We start from the raw sequence: 25,777 nt of genomic DNA, 5'->3' as shown, positions 1-25,777 counted from the left end.
CCAAAGGAGATCCATCTGTGTTATTGCGGTAATGAGATGAGGTGCCAGCTCGTTCCTTTTATTATTTTGTTGTTTTATCAATAATTCGATAGTTCGACAAATCGAGATATCGAAGTGTCGATAGATAGTTTTATCAATAGATTATTTTGACGATATATAGTTTTGACAACAGATAGTCATGACAACAAATTGTACAAACAACAGATTGTCCGTATTATCGTCAGTCCTATCTGTTGTTGGTTGTTACGCCTTGCGTCCAAAGAGCCTGAGTATGCCGTATTCTTGTCGTGCCAATGCTCTCTACGGCAGCCCAGCCCTGCAAGGTTGGGAGAGATGAATACGACCGCACGAATATAGAAAATGGCAATACTGCCTTGAAAAAGAAAAATCCTGCGGTGGAGATTCTTCTCTCCATCCGCAGGACTCGACCTTGTCAGGGCAGACAGGCTGCCGTTGTACCTTTGCACGATAAGAAACGGCATCAGGGACTTTGCGTGCGCCTTTGCTTACAACGCCTTCGGGCTTGCTTCCTCCGTCAGTCTGACTGTCGGCAGATTATTGCTCTCAATGAGCAGCACTATCGTGCCTGTGAGTTCGGTGTAAAGACGGTCGTATTGTCCGCTTGCGGCAAATGTGTCCGTCAAACCGAATTTGTCGAATGTGGCTTGAACAGCCTTGTTCGACAACAATATGGGTGCAAGCTTCTCAGGGAGTGGTGCAGGCAGTTCCCCCTCAAACTCGTTCTCCAAGACAGAAACAAGCGTGTCGTACTTGGAAAAGTGCAAGCCTTGATACAATACCTCACTTGCTATGTTCTCTGCTTCGAGGTGCGTGAAGCCTTGTGCCACTGCATCGCAGTAAGCAGTGAGAGCCATGTCTGCTCGTGTGGTGATAAACTCCGTGTCGTGCAATCTTTCGGGGTGATGCTCACTCATATAACTTCTTAATTTCAACCGAAAGTAGGAAAGTTCCTGTTTGTTGTGCTGTTTCATTTTTATCTTCATCTTCATTTAGCGTTGATATTCAATGATGGTTGCTTTGCAGCCAAAGGAAAAACTGCTTGCTCTCCGCTTGGCTTTTTTGGCGGGCAGACACGCAAAGCCTCTCTAAGTTTCCTTGTGATATTGCTGCCCATGAGTGGCTGCATCTCACGGGCAATCTTACTCTTGCTGACCTTTGCGTAGAGTTCGGTGGTGGAAATGAAACGGTGTCCGAGCATTTTACTGACGGTTTCTATCGGCAAGCCGTTCTCCAAGCAGATAGTTGTCGCAAAGGTATGTCGTGCCGTATGCGAGGTGGCTTCGGTATGAGGTGGGAGTCCTGCCTTGATGATGATGTCCCTTATCTTGCGGTTGAAATGGCTATTCGTGGGGAACTCACGAAAGAGCAAACCCTCCTTTCGTCCGTCGCTGACAATGGTGAGTATCTCTTCGGCAATGGGCAATAAGGGGACAATGCTCCTGTTCTGTGTCTTTGTGCGACAGAGCGATATGTACCTACGCCCATCCCCGAATGTATAAACATCGTCCATTCGGAGTTTCTTCAAGTCTGAGAATGCCAGCCCCGTGAAACAGCCCAAAAGGAAGATGAGCCTGCAATGGTTGTCCACCGAGCGATGAGGGCGATATGAGAGAAGTTTGTGTAAATCGTCAGAAGTGAGGGCATTGCGCTCGTAGGTGGGCGTTTCAATGTCTATCAGTTCAAAAGGGTCTGCATGGATATACCGCTCCTGCTGTGCCTTTCTAATGACCTGATGCAGGTGGCGCAGACGGTTGGAGACGGTGCTCTCCTTGTTTCCTAAGTCCCTAAGCATGAACAGACGGTAGCTTTCTATGAGGTCCTTGTCGGCTTCTTTGGGAAGACAGTCCTCATTTCCCCTTGTTTTCAGAAATTGTACAAAGCTCTTCCTGCTGTCCCTAAAAGCCCTGACGGTAGCCTTTCCTATAGTCTTACCCTGCAATTCCTCCTTACTTTCGCAGACAGCTTGGTAAAGCTCTATGAGTGATGGGGTAGGTTTGCCTTGATGCAGGAACTGCTCCTTAAGATATTCTGCCGTGATGTAGTTCTCTTCTCTTAACGTGAGTTCATAGAGTGCGTGAAGTCGTTTATCTATTGAGTCCAGTTGATGATTGACACCATTCGCTCTGTTAGCTGCCACTTTTATACGTCCTATCTTTGATTGCCAATCAACGGGAGAGGTGTGCAATCCTGTTGAGAATGAAGCAGACGCACCGTTGCAGGTGATACGGCAGCGTATAATGCACTCGTTATTCTCATTTGTCTTGCTTCTGTCTATATAGAATAGAATTGAAAATGTACTTTTCATTTTTCCATGTATGTTTTATCGTTTGTATTCCTTATAATTTCTAGTTAGTCAGACGATATTGTGCAATGAGAGGAATAATCCTCTCTACATCCCGAAAAATACGCTCTGGAGAAGTCTCCGCATACACTTGTGTGGTCTTTATTTGGCTGTGTCCGAGCATTTTCGATACGCTTTCGATAGACACGCCTTCTGAAAGCGTCATCTGCGATGCGAAGGTATGCCTTGCCATGTGAAAAGTCAGCGTTTTCTGAATACCGCAAAGCCGTGCTATCTTTTTGAGGTGTATGTTCACCGTATCGCAGCCCGGTATGGGCAGCAGATACCCTTTGGGCGGTTCGTGACGGAACGCCCTTGTATGGATACCCCTGTACCGCTCGATGATGGCGGACGCTTCGGGCAATAGCGGAATGTGGCATAGGTTGCCCGTCTTCACTCTCGGCTTGCGTATCCAATCCATATCGGACTCGTGGATGATATGCTCTGCCGTGAGGTGGTACACATCCGTATAGGAAAGACCGGTATAGCACGAAAAGAGAAACATATCCCTTGATACCTGCTCGTAGCCTTGCAGTTCGTTATCGCTTAATGCCGCTACCCTGTTTACTTCCTCCCTTGTGATGTATCGGGGTGTACCCACGTCCCAGCGGATAGAGTGAGCGATGAAAGGATAGGTGTCTATGATGTGCCGTTTGTGCAGGTCTTTGAGCAGGGATGCCAGCATAGTAAGATAACCAGCCGAAGTGTTGAGTTTAAACCCCTTTTCTTTGGCAAAATACTCCTCCAAGTCCTTGATAAGGGCTGTATCGGCTTTTTGCACGGTAATATCGTCCACATGGTAGCGGCATCTCAGAAATTCAGACAGATGCTTGCGGAAGAGTAGCAGACATTTCAATCTTCTTTCGCTGCGGTCTATGCCCACTCGCTCACGGAAGCGGTCGATATACTCGTCTGTATGATGAAGCAGCCCCTGCGACTCGCTGTTTAACCCGAATACAAGTTCCCTTACCTGCCCTGCCGTAACAGTGTTGTTCAACTTGCCCGAAAGCGATTCATAAACTTGATGGATGCTTACTTGCAGTCGGTCAAGTTCCCTGTTCACTGATACGGCTTCGGAACTCTTTCCCACAAGTCGCTGTTTGCGACTATCCCAAAGCTTTGGGGTACAGGCACATTTGCAACTGAACTGAACCATTGAACGACCAACGCTGATGCGTCCCATAACGGGACTTTTTCCGTTTTTGTCCTGCGTACCTCTTTTGAGGTAGAAAAGCAGCTTCATTTTTTCTTTTTCCATTGTTTTTTGCTTGCAAAATTACACTTCTTCGAGGAACTTTGAGCGATGCAAAACATTGATAATGAAAGAGAAAACACCGTTTTAGTTACCATTTTCAGCTATCCTTTTCCTTTCATCGTTTGTCGAACGATTTGGTAACTGAACTCCCTCCTTTTCGCTCCATTTTCTGCCCATTTTCTATGATGCAACCCAATGAAGAAACAAGCAATACCCACTGTGTGTCAGTCAGATATGAGTTTTGTACCATTTCCTGCTTTCTACTCCCATACTTCCGCATAGAAGGCGGCAAGTTCCGGCACCTTAATGAAGGTCCTAAACCGCTCTTTCTGAATGATGTCGTTTGTGATGGAGAACTCGTAGTCAGTCGACTTCTTGGCAAAGACGGCTGCCCAAGCGTCGAAACTGTTGATACCCTGCTTCTCCAAAGCCTGCGGGCGCAGGTATTTGAAAAGCAGATACAGCTCCGTAAGTGAGTTGCTGATGGTCGTTCCTGAAAGGAAAGTGGCTCCCAAATCCTTGCCCGACCGCTCCTGTATGGTACGTATGGCAAAGAGCATGTTCAAGGCTCGCTGTGAGCCATCAGGATTGCCCAAGCCCGACACACGGTCGTGGCGTGTGTTGAACATCAGGTTCTTAAATTGGTGGCTCTCATCCACGAACAAATGGTCGATACCCATCATCTTGAAGTCTACAGCATCGTCCTTGCGCTCGGCGATGCTGTCCTGTATGTTCTGTAACTTGGCTTCAAGCGTCTGTTTGCGTTTTTCCAATCCTTTGAGCATCCCACGGGAGATGTCTCTTCCTTGCTGCCGCAACACCTCGAGGTTCTCTTCCACGGAGTCCAGTTCCTTCTGCATAATCGCTTCCTGTATCTCCAATGCTTGCGGTATCATACCGAACTGCTCGTGCGTGAGGATGATGCAGTCCCAATCGTTGTTCTTGATGTCGTTGAAGATACGTTGGCGGTTCTGCTTATTAAAATCGTTCTTACCTGGATAGAGTACCTTAGCATTAGGATAAGCTTTCCTAAAAGTATCGGCAATATCGAAGACGTTTGCCTTCAGACCGATAATCATCGGCTTGTTTGCCAGTCCCAACCGTTTCATCTCGTAAGCAGCCGTACACATGATGAGTGTCTTACCCGCTCCCACCTCATGGTCGCAGATACCGCCGCCGTTGGTTTTGAGCATCCACACAGCATCCTTCTGGCTCTTGTAAAGGTCATCAATACCCAATCGTTTGAGGTCAAGATCGGGAAAAGTCTGATGCGTACCGTCAAAATTAGGTCGCACAAAACAGTTGAAAAGGCGGTTGTAACGGTCGGATAACTGCTGCTTGAACGTGTCAGGTGTCCGTCCGAGCCAATCAACAAAGCCCTGTCTGATTTCCTCTATCTTGGCATTTGCCATCTGTATGGCATGTCCGTCCCTTACTTTAATGGTCTTGGTTTCTCCCGTAACCTTGTCCGTCACCTCCTTGCTCTTGTTGATGTCGGGAATGGTATTGTGCAGGGCATGCTTTAAGAGATTGATACCGTCATAGCGGCGGAACTCCCCCTGTACGGCATACTTGTGCCAGATATTGGCATTCTTATGGTCACATACAATGCTGTACTCGTCCATGTTGGAATGATAGGACACGCCAATGTCTGTCCCGAAGAACTCCGAGGCGAACCTGCCATAGACTTTGGCAGGTATCCAGCGTTCACCGAGATTAAAGTCAAGGTCTGCAAATGGAATGGGTGTTGGCGTGGCTGCACGCAGGGCAGCAAGGCTCTGCTTTGCTTCTTCGTGTTCGGGATGGTCCAAGAGCCACGACTCGATACGCTCCGCCTTTTCTATTACATTGCCCGAAATGAACTTGTCCACCACTTCATAGGCATTCTCTTCGGGATTGTAATAGATGCGACCTTCCAAGGAAGAAATGATGTCGCTTTCCTCCATATCAGGTAAAAGCGAACTCATGTAGTCAAGTTCCACCGTGCCGTACTTGTTGAGCGATGCACCCAGTGCCTCCATCGGGTCTGCGGCAACGGTCAGTTCCGTGGTGGAAAATGCCGTTGGATGGTCAAAGATGTCCGCCTTGATGTACCTGCCGTTCTCGGAGCGTTCCAAGAAGAGCATTTCCACGCCTGTAGCATCCATCTTGATGATGTCGGTGTTCGTCTTCTGATTGAAGTAGCCCCAGCGTGCAACATAGTCATCATACAAGTGATTGAGTCTGCTGCGATCCTCCTTGTCCTCTGCATGGTTCTCTGCCTCGTAGTCATAGAGACGATGATAGCACTCCCGTATCTCGATATAGGCTTTGAGACGGGAAAGCTGCGCATACGGCAAGTCCATCGGGTTGAAGGTCGGATGTCGCTTTAAGTCAGAAAGAAACCCCACCTGCCCTTTCTGCACGACAATGGAGCCATTTCTTAGATGTGAGTCCGGCGAAGAGAGAAAAGGGCGTGGTGAAGCGTCAAACTCCTTTCTGACTTCCGCTATCGGTTTTGGCTTGCGCTCCTCGGCTTCGTTCATGAAGTCGAAAAGTGACGGCTCACGTGGAGAGGAAGAAGCCTTTTTCCTGCTACTACGGGTACGCCGTTGAAGAATGGTCGCTGCCTTTTGCATCTTGGACTCCGATGGTTTCTGGGGAACAGTTTGTGTTATAGGACGGTGCGCCTGTGAAGTTCCTGAATTATCCTTGATTTCATTGTTCACACGGCTGACCTCTCTTGTCCAAAGGCTGTATTCTTCCGGGGCAAACAGTGACAGCTGTTCCGGTTGTCCGATGTCTTCCATGTTGTTGTCCACCACTGGATGATGATCGTCGTCAAAGAACACCGTCTGTCCGTTCATCTCTCTTGGGGCTTCAATATCCGTACGGATTTCCGACCTTTCCTGTTCGTATTGTCGGTGAAGTGTCAAGGCGGGTACACCTTCGGGTGCAGGTTCAACGTTTATGGATGGTTGCTCTGACACAGATTGCTGTGGTACAGACTCCGATGATGGTGGTTGCAATGGAGTAGTCTCTCCATTGGAAACGGTATTTTCTGTTGCCTGTGCCTTGGTAATGGTAAAATCGTTCGGCCCTATGACTTGTCCGACATTAATTCCTGTTTCAGTTTCTAATTCTTCCTTGGGCGTTTTGATTTCAGAAGTACCGTTCACCGTCTCCTTAACCGTGTCTTCTGTATTTGTTACCGCTTCTTCCTTGATTTCCTCTGCCACCACCTCTTCTTTGGTATATTGTTCCCTGACGATTTCTTCCAACTCGGCTATCTCGTGCAATTTCTTAGGAGAGAAATACAGGTCGCGTTCAATCCCCAGTCCTCTTACCTTCACACCTTCCATCTCATCAAGGGACATATTGCCAAGCTCCCAGCCGTAACCCATTGTCACGGCACCGAAGCCAATGCGGCTCTTAGGGTCATATTCCAGAAGGTAGGCTGTGTATGCTCCCATAGGGAAGAAATAGCGTGCATAGGCTATCTTATCGCCAATGAGTTCCTTTTCCGTGCTGTAAAGTTTTGGCAACTGTTTCCTGATACTGTCGGGCATGAGGTTATGGGCATCAGTATCGTCTTCCTCCTTTATTTCCAGCATTTGCGGTTTTCCTTCCGCCTGCACGGTAACTCCTAATTTTTGCAGCATTTCATTAACCCTCACCTGCCATTCTTCCTTGGTCATCGGTATACCTGTTTCATATAGTTTACGGTCGATACGTTGTCCCATTTCAAGGGAGAGTTGTGTTCGGAGACTTTCTGCCATTTCCTCAATCCCTCCTGAGAACCGATACTCCCATGCAGGTCTTCCATAAGGGTCTGTACCCATTATACGCTCTGTGGCAATGGTGCGATGAGATATGTCTTTCCAATCTCCTACAAAAAGAGAGTTATGCTTGAAGACGACAGAAGAGCCTTCTTCCTTAGCAACGGAAACGGTTTCTACGAACTGCTGTTCAATTCCTTCGCCGATTTCTTTACCCGTCTGCTTCTGTAGGACGATGAGGTCACTGCCTACGTCCGTTCCTGCATTGTCTGAAAACATACCCGATGGCAGTCTGAGAGCGGAGATAAGGCGGCTGTTCTGCATGAGGTAACGGCGTATGGCTTCATTGCGGGGACTGTCCAATACACCCTGTGAGGTGATGAATGCCAGCAAGCCACCTTCCTTGACGCAGTCCAGACCTTTCACAAAGAAGTAATTGTGAATGGCACGTGTGGACTCACGTTTAAGAGTGTCCTTACCTTTGCTATACTCTCGGTCATAGACCATGAAATCTCCAAAAGGAATGTTACTTGTAACAAGGTCGTACTTGTCCTTGTCTTCTATCTCTCCAATGGCTTCAAAAGGCTCGTTTCTAACGAACACGTTGCCTTTACCATAGGGGTGCAGGGCTTGGCTGATACGTGCAGTGAGCAAGTCCTTCTCCATTGCATCTACAACTCCAGCCTGCCTTGCAAAGGTTTCGGCAAAGGCACCCATGCCAGCCGAAGGATCCAAACATCGACGTATGGGTACATTTACAGAAGTGAGAGCATCGGCAATGGCGGTGACGATACGGGTATCGGTATAGAAGGAGGTCAGTACACTTGCCTTGATGCCCTCCCAATACCGCTTGGCGGTATTGGCATCTAAGGCTTCACGATAAATCATCTGCTTGAGCTGCTGGGTAGGTTCAAAGAGATTCTGCTCTGACTTGCTCCAATAGCGTATGTCATCGAGGTTATCTGTGCGGTTGAGTACACATTTCAAGCCACCGAAGCCCTGATAGTTCCGTAAAATACTTTTCTCTGTTTCGGTGGCTTCGCGGCGTTCTTTCTCTAATCGCAAGACCACACGGATAGCTTCTGTGTTGGCTTGCAGGACTTCTTTCTTATTGTATGCCATAAGGTATAACTTATTCTATTATGGGAATAATCACTCTGATACCAAAACTTGACCGTAATTCCGGACTTTAGTATCAGAAATGAAGTAATATGCTATTTCCGTTTTTTGTTTTGTTCAAACTCAAAGGTGGTGGTATAATCATCCTTCAAAACCAGTCGGGCATTGAATTTCTTGCCTGCCTTGCTGGTCAGTCCTTTAAGGATAGGCGTACGACCGGAGCTTATCAAGTCACGGATGTTATCTTCAGAGAGAAGTATGCCGCAGACTTCACGAAACACGTGAAATCCACAGGTCTCATGCCTACACTTAGCTACCTTGGCATAAATGCCGACACTCTGCTGTCCGCATTTTGGGCAGCGGTATACAGGATAAGACTTCTGCTCTGAAGAAAGTGAGAGGAGTTCCTCACAGATGGTACTTACATAAGAGTTGATGCCTTGTGAGAACTTATCAGATGGCATCTTTCCTGCTTCAATAGCGGCAAGGGCAAGTTCCCAACTGCCTGTCATCTCCGCATTGGCTATCTTCTTATCCTTGACAATCTCATAGACAGCTAGGCCTTTTTCTGTCGGTATGATGGCTTTCTTGTCCCTTCGGATATAATCACGGAGAATAAGCGTCTCGATGATGTTGGCACGGGTGGCAGGTGTTCCGATACCACACTCTGCCATCGCTTTCTTACTCTCTGCATTTTCGACCTCTTTTCCGGCGTTCTCCATCGCAGAAAGCAGTGTCGCTTCTGTGTAGAGCGGTTTAGGTTTAGTCTTATGCTCGGTTATTTCAGCAGAAACAAGTGGCAAAACCTCTCCCTCCGTTAGGCTAGGCAATGAAGACAAAATCTGTTCTTTACCATCTTCTTCCTTCTCAGCTTCCACTTCTTTACTTTTCTGTACGGCTTTCCAACCCAAGGAAATCTGCCTACATGCTTTCCAAGTAAAGGTGTTGGTGCCGTCCGTAAACCGCACCTGCATACGCTCTTCCTCGGAATCAGAAGAAAAGGCTTCGGAAAAGCGAGTTACTACCATATTATATATGTTCGCTTCATCCGTAGATAAGCCCGTTGGCGTCTCCCCCGTGGGGATGATGGCGTGGTGGTCGGTTACTTTTGCGTTGTCCACCGAATGGCGGTTAAGTGGATTTGAAAGTGTCTTGCCTATCTTGCGCAGCAGGGCGGGGACTTCCTCGAAGACATCCTCGCTGATGTATCGGCTGCCAGTGCGGGGATAGTTTATAGAATAAAGACAATGAAAGAAGAAAGGACAAACAAAAACGAAATCTGCTGAATAATAGCAATTTATGCACTTTATTGCTTTTTATGGAATGGCAAGGATAGGCGAAAAACGGCAGGAGTTCCGTTACCAAATCGTAACCCAACAGGGAAAAAGCAAAAATGGGTTACGAATCGAAGCTAAACAACTGTGTCATAGGTTTTTATTCCTCATCTTTCATTTTTTTGCATCGCTCTGGAGCACTTGAATGTATGTACCTTTGCATGCAAAGGAAATTTAGAAAAAACGACAGAGAAATGAAAGAAAACAAACTGAAAGTGTCGTTCTTCGTTCAAGCAGGACGAGCGGACAAAAAAGGCATGGTGCCGCTTATCGGACGGATAGAACTAGGCAGGAGGCATTCCGCCTTTTCCGCCAAAAAGAAAATCCCATTGTCTCTTTGGGACAGCAGGAAGCAACGTCTTCTCGGCAAGAGTGCCATCGCAAATTCAATCAACCGGTATTTGAATGAATGCACCGCACTCGTTCACGCTCGTTATCGGGAACTCTGCGAAAGGGGAGAGACATTCTCGGCTGCGGACGTGCGCAATGCCTATCAGGGACAGCTTTGTCAAAATGCAATGCTTTTAGAGTGTTATGCTGAATACCTCAGACAGATTGAGGAAAGAGTGGGCATAGACCGGGCTATGAAAACTTTGGAGCTGCGCACCTATCAGCAAACGCTTCTTCGGGAGTATGTGCGGAGGAAATACAAGTTAAGTGATATTCCGCTTATGGAGTTGGATATTTCCTTTATAGAAGGCTATGAATACTTTCTGACAATAGACAGGAAACTGAAGCGTGGCAGCATATGCAGTGCCTTGTCTGCCTTAAAGGCGGTCGTGAACAAGGCAGTCAAAAATGGCATGACAGACATGTATCCGTTCATTAGCTACAGTTACGAGAAACTGAAAGGAACACCGAGAAACATCACGCAGGACGACCTGCAAAAGATTATCGATCTGCCCATCAGATGGGAGAAATACCGTGTCGTCCGTGATTTGTTCGTGTTCTCCTGCTTCAGCGGTCTTGCAATTTCGGACATACGCAATCTCAAAGAGGAAAACATCATCCTTGAGGAAGGCAGGCTATGTATCAAAAACAAGCGTGTCAAGACCAAGACTCCTTTTCGCGTAGTGGTTCTCCCTCCTGCCAAGACCATTATGGAAAGATACAGGGGCATACGTGCAGGATATGTGTTTGACGTTCCCACAAGAGACGTGGTTTACAATGCAATGCACTACATACAGAGAAGCATCGGTATGGAAGCTCCGCTGACCTTCCACATGGCCCGCCATACCTTTGCATCGGTCATCACCCTGTCGGCGGGTGTCCCGATAGAAACCGTAAGCGGTATGCTGGGGCATACCAATTTGAGAACGACACAAGTGTATGCAGCGGTCAATTCCGAAAGAATCAGACAGGATATGCAGAAGATTCAACTGCAGATAGAACACACATTCACCTTAAAATTATAGCTTATGGCACGCAGCACATTCAGGACATTGTTCTACATTAACCGTTCCAAACTGAAGAAGAACGGCAAATGCCCGATAATGGGGCGAATCACCATAGACGGGCAGCAGGTACAATACAGCATGGGGCTGGAAATCAATCCTGACAATTGGGACGCAAAGCATGGCAGATGCAAAGGCGACCTTGACGAAATGAAGAGCATCAACCGCATACTGACAGAAAAGGAAGGACAGATGCAAGCCAAATACAATGAGCTGGTCTGGCAAAAGGGGTACGTGAGCGCAGAACTGCTCAAAAGCAGGCTGATGGAGGATTCACAAAGCAATGGCATGCTCATAGAAGAGGCAGACCGTTTTATAGAGGAAAAACGCCCTTGTGCAGGAGTGACCATTGCACAATCCACTTTTCGCAACTACATCTATGACAGGCAACTCATAGTGTCGTTTCTGCAGGATAAATTCGGGGTGTCGGATATTTGCTATTCACGGTTGGATTATGGCTTTATAGAGGAATTGGACTTCTACCTGAAAAGCAAGCGCGGACTGTCATCCGCCACCATTCAGATGACGGTTGTCTTCCTGAGAAAGCTCATAGGCATCGGGCAACGGAAAAAATACATCCGCCGAGACCCGTTTGTGGATTTCAAGGCGGAAAAGCCACACGGCACGAGAAGGTATCTTACAACGGAGGAGCTCAACCGCATTTTGCAAACGCCCATTATCAACAAGCAGTTCGAGCGGGCAAGGCAACTCTTCATTTTCTGTGCCTTCACGGGATTGGCTCGTGTGGATATGCTGCGACTGACCCCAAGGCATATCCACCATTATGATGACGGAACTTGTGAGATACGCATCAAAAGGCAAAAGACGGACGTGGAAGCCATCATTCCACTTCTGCCCATCGCAAAGGAGATACTTGATATTCATATAAAAGGGAAGCAACCCGATGAGTTGATATTTCCTACATTGAACGTCAGCAAGGCCTCTTTCGCCTGTATAAACATTGGTCAGATATGCCAGATAGAGAATGGCTTGACTTTTCACATGGCTCGCCACACTTTCGCCACGACCATCTGCCTTTCCAACGGTATGGCAATGGAGACGCTCAGTAAGATGCTCGGACACAGCGACATTGGTACGACACAGATTTATGGAAAAATTACCGACCTGAAAATCAGAGAGGATATGAGCCGATTGCAGGAGCGTGAAAACAAGGCTTTTTCTGATTACACCGAATCCATAGAACGACAAGTGGCATCAACATTTTAGAAATCAACAAATACCTACAAAATGAATACAGATAATAATACAAAGGAACTTTCCTACTTTCAGTTGAAATTAAGAAGTTATATGAGTGAACATCACCCCGAAAGGTTACAAGATACGGAGTTTATCACAGCACGGGCAGATATGGCTCTGACCACTTACTGCGATGCTGTGGCGCAGGGCTTCACGCACCCCGAGGCGGAGAGCATGGCAAGCGAGGTTTTGTACCAGGGCTTGCATCTCTCCAAGTACGATACGCTTGTATCTGTGTTGGAAAACGAATTTGAAAGGGAACTGCCTGCTCCGCTCCCAGAGAAGCTCGCACCCATATTGTTATCGAATGAGGCTGTTCAAGCCACATTCGACAAGTTCGGTTTGACGGACATATTTGCCGCAAGCGGACAATACGACCGCCTTTACACCGAACTAACAGGCACGATAGTGCTGCTCATTGAGAGCAATAATCTGCCGACAGTCGGTCAGACAGACAGATAAAACGTATGTCTGCATCTTATAAACAGCCTCATGCAAAGCCCTGAAACCGTAATCGGTCGGGCAAAGGTATGACGGTAGCCTTTACTTACTTGCAAGGTCGAGTCCTGCGGATGGAGCGAAAAATCTCCACCGCAGGGCTTTTCTCTGCACTTTGATACAGTCATACTTGCAAAAACTAATCTTTTGTGCGGTCGTATTTTTCGCTCCAACCTTGCAAAAGTAGGCTAACCTCCAAAGGAAAATGCCCGAACGAATACGGCATACTCAGGCTCTTTGGACGCAAGCGATAAAACAAATATTCTACCTGTCAACCGCACGGACGATTGGTCAATCTCTCTGTAGTTCGGTAGAGAACTCTCACTTTCGTTCAATATATCTATCGTTCGGACAATCTATTTCTCGAACAATAGAACGTTCGATATGTCGAATAATCGAATGTTCGAGAGTTAGTTGCTTACATTTTCGCTGAAATGGAACGAACCGACACCTCATCTCATTACCGCAATCATTTATATCTCCCCATTGTTTTTGTCTTTTACACATCACGTTTTCCTTTGCCTTCCCTCTGTTTCCCTGCTTTTCTCTGTCCCTTTTTTCTATGCCGTCATAGGCTTACCTTTGCACACGATAATAACGGCAACAGACTGTATATGAGTTTGTTTGCTAAGTAATAACAACGTAATCAAAACAAAATGAATGCAATGAAACTTATCATTATTGACCGCAAGGCATGGGAGCGACACTGTTCCGACTTTACAGATCTTATCCACCGTATCGAACAGCTTATCGGCAATCCGCCTGAAGCGGACGAATGGCTCGACAATGAAGCCGTATGTCGCAGGCTCGGCATCAGCAAGCGCACCCTGCAATCCTATCGGGACACAGGCAAGATCCCTTTCTCTATCATTGGGCATAAATGCTATTATAAGGAAAGCGACATCACAGAGTTACTGAACTCAAACACTAAATAAATTATGGCAGAGAACGAAATCATTACACAGCAAGACCCTCAGATGCAGATGTTTGCACAGTTAATGGAGGGCATATTGAAGAAATTGGAGCGTTATTGCTCTACAGCCCGTCCGATGTTAGGCGGAGAGGTTTACCTCACAGGAGAGGAGGTTTGCAAGCAGTTACGGCTGAGTCCCCGAACCCTTCAGGACTATCGGGACAACGGTACGATTGCCTACTGCAAAATCGGAGGGAAGATACTCTACAGGCAGAGCGATATACAGGCTATGCTTGAAAGACATTATAACCCGATATCCAAGAAGCCATGGCAAGTGTAAAGGAGCAGAGAGTGAACGTTTCGGGATATGTGGAGCAGGTGCTTCGGGAACACCTTGGCCAATACAAAGATGATGTGGAAAGATGGCGGAAACTCTGAAGTACTGAATTCTTCGAATGCAAGCCTGCGCAGAGTTACCACATTCACAGAATGCAGTAACACAGCAGGGGCTTATCAATCTCTTTCTTGCTACAGCAGCAAGGTGTGTCTTTGTCCGACAAATTGCCATTTGTACCACAAATACCCTTGCCCCGAAGGGGGATTAAATCACTCCAAAGTCGTGATTAGATAGCAAACAAAACAACTAAGATTATGCCCAAATTAGAAATAGCCAATAACAACCGTTACGGACACCGAAATACCGTAGAAGTGCCACGCTGGGACAGATGGGACACCCGTATGCCCGATGTAAAAGACCAGTTGCGTGCCATTGACCTGTACAACAAGTCGGGTGCGGTGAGCAAGTCCGATTTTGTTCGCGCCCGAATACTCGGAGAGAGTTTCAAGGTGATAACAGTAGATAGGTCCGTCGTGGAGTACCACCGCAAGCTCTCTGAACTTACAGTCCAAGTACATAAGATAGGCACAAACTACAATCAGGTCGTACGCTTAATGCACCTTTATACGGCAGAGAAAAGCATACAGGCATTGTTGCGGGAGCTTATTGGTTTGACAAAAGAACTCACTGCCTTGCAAGAGAAAGCAGTGAGTTTAACCATTGACTATCGGGAGAGATTATGAAAGTATTAATATTACGCTCTTTAGAGCCAGGTATTTTGTGATTGAAACAGAAAGCCATATTGTGGTATGACTTTCTGTTTATTGCTACTACAATATGTCATAGGGGGAGACCTTTGCCATGATTTCTAAGCCATATACATAACTTTGTTCGTCTGTTGTCAGAGATTTAGTTTCATAACAAGCAAGAACTATCTTCTCGGAGTGTTCACTAGTGTTTTATATGCATCAATCAGCCCGTATCCGAAATCGTTATTCCAAGAACCATTCTTTTTAATCACAGAATAATCGACTGTTATTTTTTTCGTGTTCTTTTCAATAAGATCGTTCACTTCCGTAACTCGCAGAGACGGATTCCTTTCCAATATCAAGGCTGCTAATCCTGCCACATGGGGACATGCCATGGAAGTTCCATCCATTTCTCCGGTCATGTTGTTGGGCATGGTCGACAAGATGTCGCTTCCCGGAGCCACAACGTCCAGTTTTTCCCCAACATTTGAGTATGGAGCCAAACTGCCTGTCTTCTCTATCGCACCAACAGCGATAATGGTGTCGTTGCAGTTTGCGGGATAACTGACAGGACGTCTCCAGTCATTTCCGGCTGCAAACACGATGACACAGCCTTTTCCTTCTCTGCCATACTTGAAGGCATTGTATATCGCCTGGTTAATGGCGGCGTGTTGTGTGGAAGAACCCCAAGAGTTGGAGATGACATCCACTCCGTTTCTCCATGCCCAATTGATGCCGTCAGCCCTTCTTATGCGACTGTTGGTGGTACCGTGTAAAGAGTTGCTGATGGAAACAAGTTTCGCGTCCGGGGCGACACCTGCCACATGTATGCCATTGTTCCTTACTGCCGCGGCAATCCCTGCACAATGTGTGGCATGATCACCATACAATATGCTTGGGGAGGTGTTGGTTTCCGTGTCATAACTCAAGCTTGAGACATTTTCTACGAGATCAATATGGTCCATGTCAATTCCCTGATCCAACACGCCTATCTTGATATTTCGTCCGGTGGCATAATTCCATGCGGCGCACGCTGAAATATCCATATCCGCGTAGTTGGAATTATACAGCCCCCATTGACTTCCGACCAACGGGTCATAGGAACAATACAGGTCATTTGAAGAGAAATCCGCGACGGATGATGCGAACAGCCCCGTCTCATACAATTCATTTGCCACCTCCAGGGATGTTTTTCCCGTGTTGGGTGTTATGGAAAGAATATACCACCGTGGCATGAATTTGTCCTGTTCCGTAATGACAAGGTTGTATTCCATCGCTTTTTCCCGCAACAAAGAATAGTCTGATTCTTTCTTCAATTCCACATTGAGATAATTGGTCAAAACCAATTCATCCCCGTACTCGTTCTTATAGCATGGAAGTACCATGGCATTGTCTGCCTCTGCCGCTTCTTTCATGGTCTTCAACAGCGATGGCGGACCTTCATTTCCCCTGCCAGCTTCATATACGGTTATGTCGTATATGTTGTCTTTAATGGTTTGGGAGACTTTAAACCCTGAAGATTCTTTTGCAGGTTGGAAACTTGCCCCCTTTTTATTACCTTTTTTATCCTTTACTACGCAGACTTTTCGCGCATTTTCCGCAATGTAAATTTTATTGCCATTGAAGTAATAATATGCCGATTGGGAAATGGCTTCTGAGGCAGTGATTGACACCAGTGCCATGAATAATAAAATCCTTTTCATCATATTCTAAATTTAAGAATTAAGACTGTCTGTTATATAAAAATCCTCCGTATTTATATTCTGCCCATGCAAACAAGCTGTGATCCTGACGGAACTAAGGCATGCCGCATGGACAGAATGTCAACTGTCTGTTACAGGCGTACTACCGTCAAATGACGACTTTATATGATTTCCCGTCAATGGAAACAACATAAATACCGTTTGACGTCAGGTTCAAAACGAAATTCCGTGAAGTAACAATATGGTCGGTAACTTTCTTTCCGTCCGTTGAATAAATACATACCGTCGCGCCTATCGGTGCATCTATTATCGTTATTTTTCTGTCTGACGCTTTGATTTCCATCTTGCCGTTAGACACACCGCCGAGTCCTGTGCCGATGTTCACATCGAAACTGTTCTTGGCATTTACCGACACATTGCCGTCAGCTGAGATTACCGTACCCTCGGGGATCACGATACTGCAGCCTTTTTCGGGGACTCTCAACCCACCGAAATCACAGGAAACAATCCATCGGCCCCACCTGCCATCCTCATCTTCGGACAGCGTGGGCGTGACCTCCTTGATCAGTTTGTTGTCGGTGTCGAACAATTGAATTTTGGGGTCTGACGAAAGCATGACGGCCTGCCTGTAGTAAAAGCGCACCTCGCCGAGCACGTCAATGCCGTGATTGTCAAAGAGGCTACACCATACATAGGTTATCGGCTCTATCGGCTTTGTATATCCACCGATGAAATCCACTCTCGTCTCTTCGTTGGTGATGTCCGTGCGAAATCTGGGGCTCAGACTACCTTCTGGCATTACGAGAGAATAGTGGACGCCTTTCTCAAAATTCATCTTCATCCCGAAGTCGGCATACGCCTGCCCCAGGTTCCAGTCCCAGCCCACATGCGCATCGAATGTCCTTACGGGCACTCCCTCGCGGTACAGGGTCATGGTGGGGCTGCCCACAGGCTCAGTCTCGGTCCCATAGTAGAACCAGATATGCTCTTCGGTTTCTACCGAAGAACCGTTTTCCACCGAGCACTCAGTACTTATGATCTTTTCGGGGACTTCAAAATCAAATTTCAGGTCTCCATTTTTTACGTCGGGCGCGCTCTTCAGGAAGATTGCCCCCGCCGGAATTTCCAACTTGTAGGACTTGCCCTTGGGAAGGACAAGTTTTTCAAAGGTAACAAGTGCGATGCCTTTCTCCATATAAGTATCGGAGGTAATCACACCGGTTGCCATTGTCTTGTCTCCGCAGGTTATGGTCGCCTTGGCGTCTTTGGATATGTCAACATGAGCCGTAAATTCCATGTGAACCTGATTTATAGGCTCATAGACAAGCTTATTCTCAATGCTGCACTCCTGAGGTACTAAGGTTGCAACCTCGTTGGCGTAAGCGGATATTGCGGACATGCAGAGCCCGACAATACCGAGGAATAAATGCTTTTTCATATTAAGCTCCTTTCTTTGAATTAATTTATTAATATTAAGGTCTGAACTACCGTATGGGGAAGTCTGCAAAAGACCGTAAAATCAGCGACGGGGTGTATTGACAACGGCTTTATAGGCATCTATCAACCCATAGCCGTAATGTTCGTTCCAGCTTCCGAATGCCTTGTTGGTGTCGTATGCGTATGTCCCGATTTTCTTCGCATTCTTTGCGATGATTTCCCTAACTTTATAAGCAGAAAGTTGGGGATTGCGTTCAAGTATCAAGGCAGCCAATCCTGCCACGTGCGGAGCCGCCATGGACGTTCCTCCCATATATGTAACTGCATTTCCGGGTACTGTTGACAGAATATAAGTGCCCGGAGCCGTAACGAACATGTTCGACCCGTAGGCAGAGGTTGTCGAAAGCGTCCCGTCCTGTTTCATATTTGCAACAGCTATCACTTCCGGACGATAGTCTCCGGGGAAGGAGATAGGACCGCTTGTATTGCCTGCCGACTTCACAAACACGCATCCTCGACCTTCTCGACCTCTTGACAGAGCCAAGTCGATTGCCTCCTTGACTATATCCTTATCGGAACACCACCATGAGCAAGAGATGATATCCGCACCATGCTGCCAAGCCCAATTTATTCCATTCGCCAGATTGCTTTCCAATTCAGTTGAACCAGACAGGGTGTTGCTGATAGACATTAAGGTGGCATCCGGGGCTACTCCTGCCACCTGTATCCCGTTATTCCTTACAGCTGCTGCAATTCCTGCACAATGTGTACCATGGGCACCGTAAACCTTGCTGGGAGAGCTTTTTGTTTCCGTATCATAACTCAAACTGCTGATATTGTCAGCCAGATCCTGATGGGCAAGATCTATGCCTTGATCGACAATGGCAATCGTGATGCCGCGCCCTGTTGAGTATCCCCATGCCCGGCTGACAGAAATATCCATCCCTTCATATGTCGAGTTGTACAGTCCCCATTGATTGAGGACGTTCGGATCATAGGAAATTTCAAGGGCATCGAAAGAGAAGCCCGGCGAGGAAGATGCAAACTTTCCGGATTCATATATCGAGTTTGCCACCACTACTGCATCTCTTCCAGAGGTTTCCGATAACCTCAGGCTATACCATAGTGGCATAAAGGGATTCTGCCCTATAATTTCACAGTCGTATTGTCTTGCAGTACTTTGCAGAGCCGGATAATCTTTTTCCGATTTCAGCTTTACATCGATATATCCTGTCGGGATAAGTTCCTTTCCGTCCTCAGTTACGAAGCAAGACTGTATGGAGACAGGATTGGAGACTGAAGCGTATGCAAGCGATTTGACTGTTTGGGCTGTCATAGAAGACCTAACCTTATAAACTTCTATTTTGCTTCTGCTGTCTGAAATATTCTTTTCAAATTGCAGATTACAATTGTTGACACTCGCATTGCCGGCGAGAGGGGAGATTACTACAATTTTGGAAGCATTTTCCGTCAGAGGAATCCGTTTCCCATCATAATAATAAAATGCATCCTGAGCATAGGACACTATATTCACAGCCAATGCGAACAAAAGAAATATGATTGTCTTTTTCATTGCAAATACTATTTAATGATTATTTTCTGTGTATAAATTGATTTGCCCTTCTTTGTCAAAGTGCAAATATATATGCCTTTTGAAAATTGAGGCACATCGATGTTCTTTGCCGTCACGGACGAGGAGAGAACTTTCTGTCCGTATATATTGAGAATGTCAATGTGGTCGCAGTTCGCTATGGAACTCAACTCTATCGAGCCGTTATGGTATGCCATACGGATAGTCTGCTTGTATTCAATATCGTCAATACCGGTTTCTTTGAGATTGATGACGGGACGAATGGGAAGACCGATTGTTCTCTTGCTAGATCTTCTGCCAACACTGCCTGAATCGTAATCTATATCTTTGGCTTTCGTTATAAGATCATCAGGATCTCCTTCTGCTCTATGAAGCGTTCCGGTCCAACAATATCCTTTCCAATTCTGGTTACGATATGTTGTCCCTTGATATGTAGCAGCGTATCCGGCAGCAGGAAGAAACAGGGTGTTTTCATTTGCACCATAATGGAAGCGTCTGCCCCAAATGCCGTCCACTTCCTCCCATTTATTCCAGCAGAGTCTCACGAGTTCCCCTACCTCCTCAAAAGTAGGCAGGCGCCATCGTCCGCCCCATTTTACCCTTGCTGCATCGTATTCCGTCCCGCAGATATTTTCTCCGATATTCGTGCATAACGTGTAATAGGCAACTCCGGGAATCTCCTTGTATCCTTCAAAGAATTTGTAATTCTCATTAGTATATTCCTCTTTAGGCTCTGTCTCTCCCCATGCAAAGTAGTCTCCGAAATCTATGGAAGACTCAGCGCCGATGTTGCAGGTTGCCCACAGGGTACCGCTGGGCAATCCCATGTCCACATACTCATGACCGTCTATGACGTTTGTCTGCGCATGGGAAACAGAAACGAGTAGGATGCTTAATATGGATGTAAAAAGAAATCTCATATCATATGAATTTTATAAGGAGTAGGTTCTGGCTGAAATTAGCCAATCCTACTCCTTGGTCTATGATTTACTTGACGAAAATCTTTTTCGTTTCCATACCATTCTCATATGTGACTGAGAAAGCGTAAACACCGCCGTTCTTTATGTTTAGAGAATTCAAAGCGAGTGTGACGGAAAAGGCATTCACTTTTACCGAACTTAGTTTGACACCGGACATGTCATACACTTCCAATTTGCTCATCTTCCTTCCTGATGAAATCGTTATGTCTGAAATTAGAACAGCAGGACACGGGGTAATGGAAAGTTGAGAGTCCCGTTCAATCTTTGAAACGTCTGTCGTGCCGTTCTGCTTTGCCTGTGCGGGAGCAAGGAAGGCGGACACATTCGCATCATTGCTTACACGGGCAAGAATATTGCAAGCCGATTCTGGCTTGAATGAACTGTAATTAGATACATGTATGCCCGTCGTTTCAACAAAGTATCTCTGACTGATGTATGAATCCCTATTGCTTAGGTTATATTGGTTGAGCTTTGCATAAGGACCATCATCGTTAAATCCGACCACATTTTCTGCATCATTTCCTTCAATGAAGAGCATGGGATCGTCAGTGCCGGGAGTATTGCAATTCGTCATAGTCGCATACTCGTGACCGTCTGCCGGTATTTCACACTTACAATTCGAAAAATATATCGGAGCGTTCTCATAGAAGTAATTGCCATTGACATTCAAGTCCGCCACACTCAGCACTCCATTGCCAGCACTCCGTAGTTTTATCAGATACATTCCTGTTTTCGGTATCGTGACTTTCAGTGTTGCGATTTGATTATTAGAGTTATTCAGAGCCTTTTCTGAGAGATGTCCCCAATTGAGCCCCTGCATCTCTTCCGATGTAGCAGGAGTGTAAAAAAATCGTGGTTTCATATCTCCAATTGGAATTGTGGGGAAAAGACCCTCTTGAGGGGAATTAGCGGGGAAAAGTATTTGTTTCCCATAATAGACCATATCTATTTTATGAGCTATTCTACTTGTGGAAGTTATAAAAATCTCTTGACCTTTCGTGAAAGAGAATGTCCGATAGAAAGAATATTTCAACGGCACATGTGTAAAATACTTAATGCCCGCAGCATCACGTGAATCACTTTCCGTCATTTCCGCCATGCTTACATCTGGAGTGCCATCTGATGAGACGGCTTTTCGCAGGTATGAGTTAAAACCGGCGGACTGAAATCTCGTTGCCATCATGTTCCGTGATATTTTGACGGACTCTACGTTTGGCACTTCGGGGGCATTGGTTGCAATTGATATTGTGTTAATGCCGTTTTTAAGTTGCAGGGCAGGTTTCGCTTCAACGGAAGCAGACTGCCAGTTCCCAACGGTTGGCTTAACCGAACCGGAAAGCGTGCCGTTCACATACACCTTGAATGTGGTGAATTTCCCGTTGGCATACCTTGTCGGCTGAAGCCAAAAATTAACGTAATAATCACCTGCTTCAAATGCCTGAACCTCAAAGTTTTTGTAATTTAGCACATTGTCTGTCGTTTCATACATACTTTTGATCTCTAAAACATTGTTTGAAGTCAAAGGTTTGCTCTCATTTCTCTGTGCATTTGCATGTTGTACAGGAAAAGTCGTTGTTAATGCACAGAATACTGTCATGAATAAAATTTTTCTCATGTCTTAAAACTTTTATTATTAATAACTTGCCTATATTCCCTTTTATGGGATACTGACAATTTCATATCATTCAAAATGATAGATTGTACAGAAATTTTGCTGTCAACAAATATGAATAAATTTGTAACAGATAAAAATTATTTTGCTTTTATTTATGCTTTGGATGAAATTGATTATTATTTTGTTCTCTTTTGTTTTTTACAAACTCCTTGCAAGGGACTTCATAAATACAGAGGCTAACTATCATACAGATAGAAGCACTGTTCCATACGAGAACCTTCCACTCTCCGGTACAAGAAGAAGTATCTTGTTTCCACGTTTAATTTCTTTTGTCCTTATGAGCTCTTCCAGTGCCACATAAATGGCAGCCGAACCGATGTTGCCTACAGAAGTAAGGTTTGTAAACCACTTCTCTTTTGTCAGAGCAATGTTACGAGCAGCAATTTCGTCATTTAACTTCTCATAGAAAAACATTGATGATACATGAGGTATAATATAGTCTATCTCATCTGCTTTTATATGATGTTTGGCAAGTACGGTTTCGATATGGTCTACCCAATACTTGATGATGTATTTCTTTAGCTGCCGAATGTCCTGTTTGCCCACAAGTACGGCACGCTCCTTAATCTCATCAGGAGAGAACTCCTTCCAGCTTTTGAGCCGTCCGTTTTCTTGCAACTCCGATGCCATAAACATACAGGTAGGTAGTTCGTTGGCATAGGAAGTCATATCGACCCATTCGATTTTGAGTGGGCATGTTCCTTCGGGATGATCTTGCACCAATACCGCTCCTGCACCATCAGAAAGCATAAACCGCATAAAATCCTTCTCAAAAGCCATATAAGGGTCTTTGTCAGGATTGTCATGTGTAGCTTCATACTCCGGGTCATAAAATTTGGATACCAATGCAGGTGAGGTTAATTCTGATGCCACGCATACAGCTTTTTGATGCAGTCCTGCAAGAATATTGCTATAGCATATTTTCAATGCCTGCAATGAGGTAAGGCATACACCTGCAGAGGAAAATATTTCCATAGGATAGTTGGCTAATTCTCCATGAACCATAGACGCATGGGAAGGAAGCAATTGGTCGGGTGTGCTTGTCCCACAAGCCAATAATGTCAGGTCATTTGGAATTTGTCTATTCTCAAACAGCCCACATACGGCTTCTTTTGCCAATTCTGCATTCGAGTGTGTTAGGCTTTGGGTTTTGTCCAACCCGTAATATCTCGTTTTGATGCCATTTTGTCTAAGGACAATGGAACGAACCCTTGACGGATTTCCACCAATTTTCCCAATATAGTCCTCCATATCCTCATTGACGATGGGAGAATTAGGAAGATATGCCGATACGCTATTGATATATACTGCTTTTTCCATAGGAATATTATTTGGTTATTAAATAGTATATTGTGTATATTTGCTCTTTCAATTCGGAAATGGAAAGTTGGCTGCTCAATGCACTTCTGTATGACAATCCAAGATATATATTTCTAATGGAAGATATAATCTTTTCTGTTTCCACAGTTTGAGTAATCTCTCCTTTCTGTTTGGCAAGCTCTATCACCTCTTTCCACTCAAGGCTCTTTCTTTTCTCGTATTCTTGAAACTTCTCTTTCCAATCCGGATAGTTGTCTTTCAGATACAAGATAAATGACATGAAATTGGCAGGAGTGACTGTGCCTTTTGTCATTATAAAAAATGATTTCATACGGCGACCGATATTTTCTACACGATTATCAATGAAGTCCTTTAATGGTGTCGAGCTTGTAAGTTCAAGAAAGTCTGTAGCATCATTTGTCAAGAATTCAAATACAAACCTATCAACGGCATGACTGAATATATCCTCCTTATTCTTGAAGTGATGAAACATATTGCCACGAGAAATGCCGGTCGCTTCCACTAAATCCGAAAATGATACTGCTGCATAACCTTTTTTCAGAAACAGCCTGAACGATTCATTAAGGATAATGTCCCTTTTGCTTATGCTTTCTTTAACTATTTGTTTTTCCATTATTTCATACTTGCTAAATTCAAAACAGAACGTTTGTTCCGTGCTTATAAGTGCAATATTATGCAAATTATTTCAATCCGCCAAATATTTCGGGGGATTTTTCTTCAAAAAGTTTCATTTCTCTCTTTTTTTTTCATTTTACAATAGAAAAATAGTTGTTTCTATTCATTTTTGCTGATTAGGCAATAAGGCTAAAAAATCCTGACAAATTACCTCCATTAAAATTAGTTGGTAATGATTTTAAGTGCTCCTACAAATTATTTCCGTAAAAACACACTGCTTTCATCAGAAAATATTATCTTTGCACTATCAATTTAAGTGTTCTTTGGGGCGTTGTAGAATAAAGAAGGGAAAAGAAACTCGCTCGTTTCCAACTCGTAACCCATTTATCCTTTATTCATCCTTATTCTATTGATTATCTGAAAGATACAAAATTCTAAAATCTTTTGCGGGGATAGGTCGTGATTTTCTTCTCATAGAGGCTTTGGGCAATCGAGAGGGTTTTGTCTGCAGAAAAGCCGTGGCGTCTGTTGGCTTCCTTCTGCAAGGCAGTGAGGTCGTACAAGAGTGGTGGCGGTGTACTGCCCACCTTTCTTGTGACCGATTCTACCATAAGCTGGCTCTGACTACGAAGTGTAGCGAGAGCAGTCTGTGCCGATGCTTCATTCTCATAGTCGGTACTGCCAATGGCTTTCAGCGACACGCCCTCTTTTTCTGTAAAAACAGATAATTTCCAATAAGGCACGGAAGAAAAATCACGGTTCTCTATGTACCGACGGCAGACCATAACAAGTGTTGGGGTCTGTACCCGTCCCAAAGAATAGCCGCCTTTGCGGGCAATGGACAGCGCACGACTTGCATTGATACCCACGAGCCAGTCAGCTTCGCTTCTTGCCTTGGCAGAATGATAGAGGTTGTCGTAATGGCTTCCCGGTTTGAGATTAGAAAGCCCCTCACGGATAGCCTTATCGGTGAGTGAACTTATCCAAAGTCTTTCGAAAGGCTTATGGCAATTGAGATAGGAATAGATGTATCTGAAGATGAGCTCACCTTCACGTCCTGCATCGGTGGCGACAATGATGCGGTCAGCCTTGTCAAAGCAGGAACGTATCACTTTGAGTTGCTTCAATGCTGCTGGATCGGATATATACTCCTTGTCCTTACGTACTTGTCGTACCATTAACTGAAAGGGATTGGGACGGATGGGCAAGTCCTCACGCTTATAAGCGGAAAAACCGTAGGCTTCGGGCATGGCAAGGGCGATGAGGTGTCCCATTGCCCAAGTGACGAGATACCCACCTCCTTCTAAATATCCGTCCTGCTTGCTGTTTGCCCCAACGATGCGGGCAATATCTCTGGCTACCGAGGGCTTCTCGGCAATTATACAAGTTATCATAGTGC

General features: G+C 45.5%; 19 protein-coding genes and 3 pseudogenes. 7 read left to right on the top strand and 15 right to left on the bottom strand.

What is annotated here, in order from left to right; all coding sequences use genetic code 11:
- Positions 1 to 176: 176 nt before the first annotated feature.
- The 7 genes and pseudogenes from EHV08_RS02970 to EHV08_RS02945 all read right to left on the bottom strand — a co-directional run.
- Positions 177 to 482 carry a hypothetical protein gene (locus EHV08_RS02970; RefSeq protein ID WP_126677891.1) on the bottom strand — a complete coding sequence of 102 codons (306 nt, stop codon included), beginning with the start codon at positions 480 to 482 and terminating at the stop codon, positions 177 to 179.
- A gap of 24 nt (positions 483 to 506) precedes the next feature.
- A complete protein-coding gene (locus tag EHV08_RS02965) occupies positions 507 to 992 on the bottom strand; it encodes a DUF1896 domain-containing protein (RefSeq protein WP_126679398.1) in 486 nt (161 codons plus the stop codon).
- A 14-nt stretch (positions 993 to 1,006) separates the two neighbouring features.
- Positions 1,007 to 2,326, bottom strand: coding sequence for a site-specific integrase (locus EHV08_RS02960; RefSeq protein ID WP_126677890.1), 1,320 nt, complete (start codon positions 2,324 to 2,326; stop codon positions 1,007 to 1,009).
- Between the two features lie 40 nt (positions 2,327 to 2,366).
- Positions 2,367 to 3,620 (bottom strand): site-specific integrase, encoded by a 1,254-nt coding sequence (locus EHV08_RS02955; RefSeq protein ID WP_126677889.1) that lies wholly within the window; start codon positions 3,618 to 3,620, stop codon positions 2,367 to 2,369.
- 112 nt (positions 3,621 to 3,732) lie between these two features.
- Entirely contained in the window at positions 3,733 to 3,867 is a 135-nt protein-coding gene (locus EHV08_RS11780; RefSeq protein WP_006948342.1) for a hypothetical protein, read from the bottom strand.
- Between the two features lie 10 nt (positions 3,868 to 3,877).
- A complete protein-coding gene (locus tag EHV08_RS02950) occupies positions 3,878 to 8,497 on the bottom strand; it encodes a DUF2958 domain-containing protein (RefSeq protein ID WP_126677888.1) in 4,620 nt (1,539 codons plus the stop codon).
- Between the two features lie 92 nt (positions 8,498 to 8,589).
- Positions 8,590 to 9,723 (bottom strand): annotated as a pseudogene (locus tag EHV08_RS02945) (DNA topoisomerase); the annotation flags it as partial.
- A 299-nt stretch (positions 9,724 to 10,022) separates the two neighbouring features.
- Here EHV08_RS02945 and EHV08_RS02940 point away from each other — a divergent pair.
- The 7 genes and pseudogenes from EHV08_RS02940 to EHV08_RS02905 all read left to right on the top strand — a co-directional run bounded on the left by EHV08_RS02940 (position 10,023) and on the right by EHV08_RS02905 (position 15,030).
- On the top strand, positions 10,023 to 11,243 hold the full coding sequence (locus EHV08_RS02940; protein ID WP_126677887.1) for a site-specific integrase: 1,221 nt from the start codon (positions 10,023 to 10,025) through the stop codon (positions 11,241 to 11,243).
- 3 nt (positions 11,244 to 11,246) lie between these two features.
- A complete protein-coding gene (locus EHV08_RS02935) occupies positions 11,247 to 12,509 on the top strand; it encodes a site-specific integrase (protein ID WP_004365204.1) in 1,263 nt (420 codons plus the stop codon).
- Positions 12,510 to 12,530: 21 nt separating this feature from the next.
- A complete protein-coding gene (locus tag EHV08_RS02930; protein WP_004365205.1) occupies positions 12,531 to 13,001 on the top strand; it encodes a DUF1896 domain-containing protein in 471 nt (156 codons plus the stop codon).
- 701 nt (positions 13,002 to 13,702) lie between these two features.
- The gene (locus EHV08_RS02925) at positions 13,703 to 13,972 is read left to right on the top strand and encodes a helix-turn-helix domain-containing protein (RefSeq protein ID WP_004365206.1); all 270 of its coding nucleotides are present in this window, start codon (positions 13,703 to 13,705) and stop codon (positions 13,970 to 13,972) included.
- Positions 13,973 to 13,975: 3 nt separating this feature from the next.
- A complete protein-coding gene (locus tag EHV08_RS02920) occupies positions 13,976 to 14,290 on the top strand; it encodes a helix-turn-helix domain-containing protein (RefSeq protein WP_004365213.1) in 315 nt (104 codons plus the stop codon).
- A 2-nt stretch (positions 14,291 to 14,292) separates the two neighbouring features.
- Positions 14,293 to 14,388 (top strand): annotated as a pseudogene (locus tag EHV08_RS11495) (DUF3408 domain-containing protein); the annotation flags it as partial.
- 213 nt (positions 14,389 to 14,601) lie between these two features.
- On the top strand, positions 14,602 to 15,030 hold the full coding sequence (locus EHV08_RS02905; RefSeq protein ID WP_004364588.1) for a plasmid mobilization protein: 429 nt from the start codon (positions 14,602 to 14,604) through the stop codon (positions 15,028 to 15,030).
- 188 nt (positions 15,031 to 15,218) lie between these two features.
- Here the strand turns inward: EHV08_RS02905 and EHV08_RS02900 are convergent, their stop codons facing one another.
- The 8 genes and pseudogenes from EHV08_RS02900 to EHV08_RS02865 all read right to left on the bottom strand — a co-directional run.
- The gene (locus EHV08_RS02900) at positions 15,219 to 16,742 is read right to left on the bottom strand and encodes a S8 family peptidase (RefSeq protein ID WP_051040201.1); all 1,524 of its coding nucleotides are present in this window, start codon (positions 16,740 to 16,742) and stop codon (positions 15,219 to 15,221) included.
- Positions 16,743 to 16,887: 145 nt separating this feature from the next.
- Positions 16,888 to 18,177, bottom strand: coding sequence for a DUF6383 domain-containing protein (locus tag EHV08_RS02895; RefSeq protein WP_203227042.1), 1,290 nt, complete (start codon positions 18,175 to 18,177; stop codon positions 16,888 to 16,890).
- 81 nt (positions 18,178 to 18,258) lie between these two features.
- Entirely contained in the window at positions 18,259 to 19,749 is a 1,491-nt protein-coding gene (locus EHV08_RS02890) for a S8 family peptidase (RefSeq protein ID WP_126677886.1), read from the bottom strand.
- Between the two features lie 8 nt (positions 19,750 to 19,757).
- On the bottom strand, positions 19,758 to 20,687 hold the full coding sequence (locus EHV08_RS02885) for a T9SS type A sorting domain-containing protein (RefSeq protein WP_004364594.1): 930 nt from the start codon (positions 20,685 to 20,687) through the stop codon (positions 19,758 to 19,760).
- Positions 20,688 to 20,754: 67 nt separating this feature from the next.
- Positions 20,755 to 22,236: a T9SS type A sorting domain-containing protein gene (locus EHV08_RS02880; protein WP_158676039.1), complete on the bottom strand. Its 1,482-nt coding sequence runs from the start codon at positions 22,234 to 22,236 to the stop codon at positions 20,755 to 20,757.
- A 369-nt stretch (positions 22,237 to 22,605) separates the two neighbouring features.
- On the bottom strand, positions 22,606 to 23,742 hold the full coding sequence (locus EHV08_RS02875; protein WP_126677884.1) for a StlD/DarB family beta-ketosynthase: 1,137 nt from the start codon (positions 23,740 to 23,742) through the stop codon (positions 22,606 to 22,608).
- Positions 23,743 to 23,749: 7 nt separating this feature from the next.
- Complete coding sequence (locus EHV08_RS02870) at positions 23,750 to 24,376, bottom strand: TetR/AcrR family transcriptional regulator (protein ID WP_004364597.1); 627 nt, start codon at positions 24,374 to 24,376, stop codon at positions 23,750 to 23,752.
- A gap of 448 nt (positions 24,377 to 24,824) precedes the next feature.
- Positions 24,825 to 25,772: pseudogene (locus EHV08_RS02865) on the bottom strand (DNA topoisomerase); the annotation flags it as partial.
- Between the last annotated feature and the right edge of the window lie 5 nt (positions 25,773 to 25,777).

Source organism: Prevotella koreensis (genome assembly GCF_003977605.1).
Taxonomy (GTDB): domain Bacteria; phylum Bacteroidota; class Bacteroidia; order Bacteroidales; family Bacteroidaceae; genus Prevotella; species Prevotella koreensis.
The sequence above is the reverse complement of the archived record's forward strand: the minus strand, read 5'-3'. Positions and strand labels throughout refer to the sequence as shown.

Coding starts and splice junctions, on each gene's coding strand:
- EHV08_RS02880 (WP_158676039.1), bottom strand. CDS start 22,236: ATGTATGAAACGACAGACAATGTGCTAAATTACAAAAACTTTGAGGTT.
- EHV08_RS02890 (WP_126677886.1), bottom strand. CDS start 19,749: ATGAAAAAGACAATCATATTTCTTTTGTTCGCATTGGCTGTGAATATA.
- EHV08_RS02955 (WP_126677889.1), bottom strand. CDS start 3,620: ATGGAAAAAGAAAAAATGAAGCTGCTTTTCTACCTCAAAAGAGGTACG.
- EHV08_RS02905 (WP_004364588.1), top strand. CDS start 14,602: ATGCCCAAATTAGAAATAGCCAATAACAACCGTTACGGACACCGAAAT.
- EHV08_RS11780 (WP_006948342.1), bottom strand. CDS start 3,867: ATGGTACAAAACTCATATCTGACTGACACACAGTGGGTATTGCTTGTT.
- EHV08_RS02970 (WP_126677891.1), bottom strand. CDS start 482: ATGCCGTTTCTTATCGTGCAAAGGTACAACGGCAGCCTGTCTGCCCTG.
- EHV08_RS02940 (WP_126677887.1), top strand. CDS start 10,023: ATGAAAGAAAACAAACTGAAAGTGTCGTTCTTCGTTCAAGCAGGACGA.
- EHV08_RS02875 (WP_126677884.1), bottom strand. CDS start 23,742: ATGGAAAAAGCAGTATATATCAATAGCGTATCGGCATATCTTCCTAAT.
- EHV08_RS02895 (WP_203227042.1), bottom strand. CDS start 18,177: ATGAAAAAGCATTTATTCCTCGGTATTGTCGGGCTCTGCATGTCCGCA.
- EHV08_RS02960 (WP_126677890.1), bottom strand. CDS start 2,326: ATGAAAAGTACATTTTCAATTCTATTCTATATAGACAGAAGCAAGACA.
- EHV08_RS02870 (WP_004364597.1), bottom strand. CDS start 24,376: ATGGAAAAACAAATAGTTAAAGAAAGCATAAGCAAAAGGGACATTATC.
- EHV08_RS02950 (WP_126677888.1), bottom strand. CDS start 8,497: ATGGCATACAATAAGAAAGAAGTCCTGCAAGCCAACACAGAAGCTATC.
- EHV08_RS02885 (WP_004364594.1), bottom strand. CDS start 20,687: ATGAGATTTCTTTTTACATCCATATTAAGCATCCTACTCGTTTCTGTT.
- EHV08_RS02965 (WP_126679398.1), bottom strand. CDS start 992: ATGAAACAGCACAACAAACAGGAACTTTCCTACTTTCGGTTGAAATTA.
- EHV08_RS02935 (WP_004365204.1), top strand. CDS start 11,247: ATGGCACGCAGCACATTCAGGACATTGTTCTACATTAACCGTTCCAAA.
- EHV08_RS02930 (WP_004365205.1), top strand. CDS start 12,531: ATGAATACAGATAATAATACAAAGGAACTTTCCTACTTTCAGTTGAAA.
- EHV08_RS02900 (WP_051040201.1), bottom strand. CDS start 16,742: ATGATGAAAAGGATTTTATTATTCATGGCACTGGTGTCAATCACTGCC.
- EHV08_RS02925 (WP_004365206.1), top strand. CDS start 13,703: ATGAAACTTATCATTATTGACCGCAAGGCATGGGAGCGACACTGTTCC.
- EHV08_RS02920 (WP_004365213.1), top strand. CDS start 13,976: ATGGCAGAGAACGAAATCATTACACAGCAAGACCCTCAGATGCAGATG.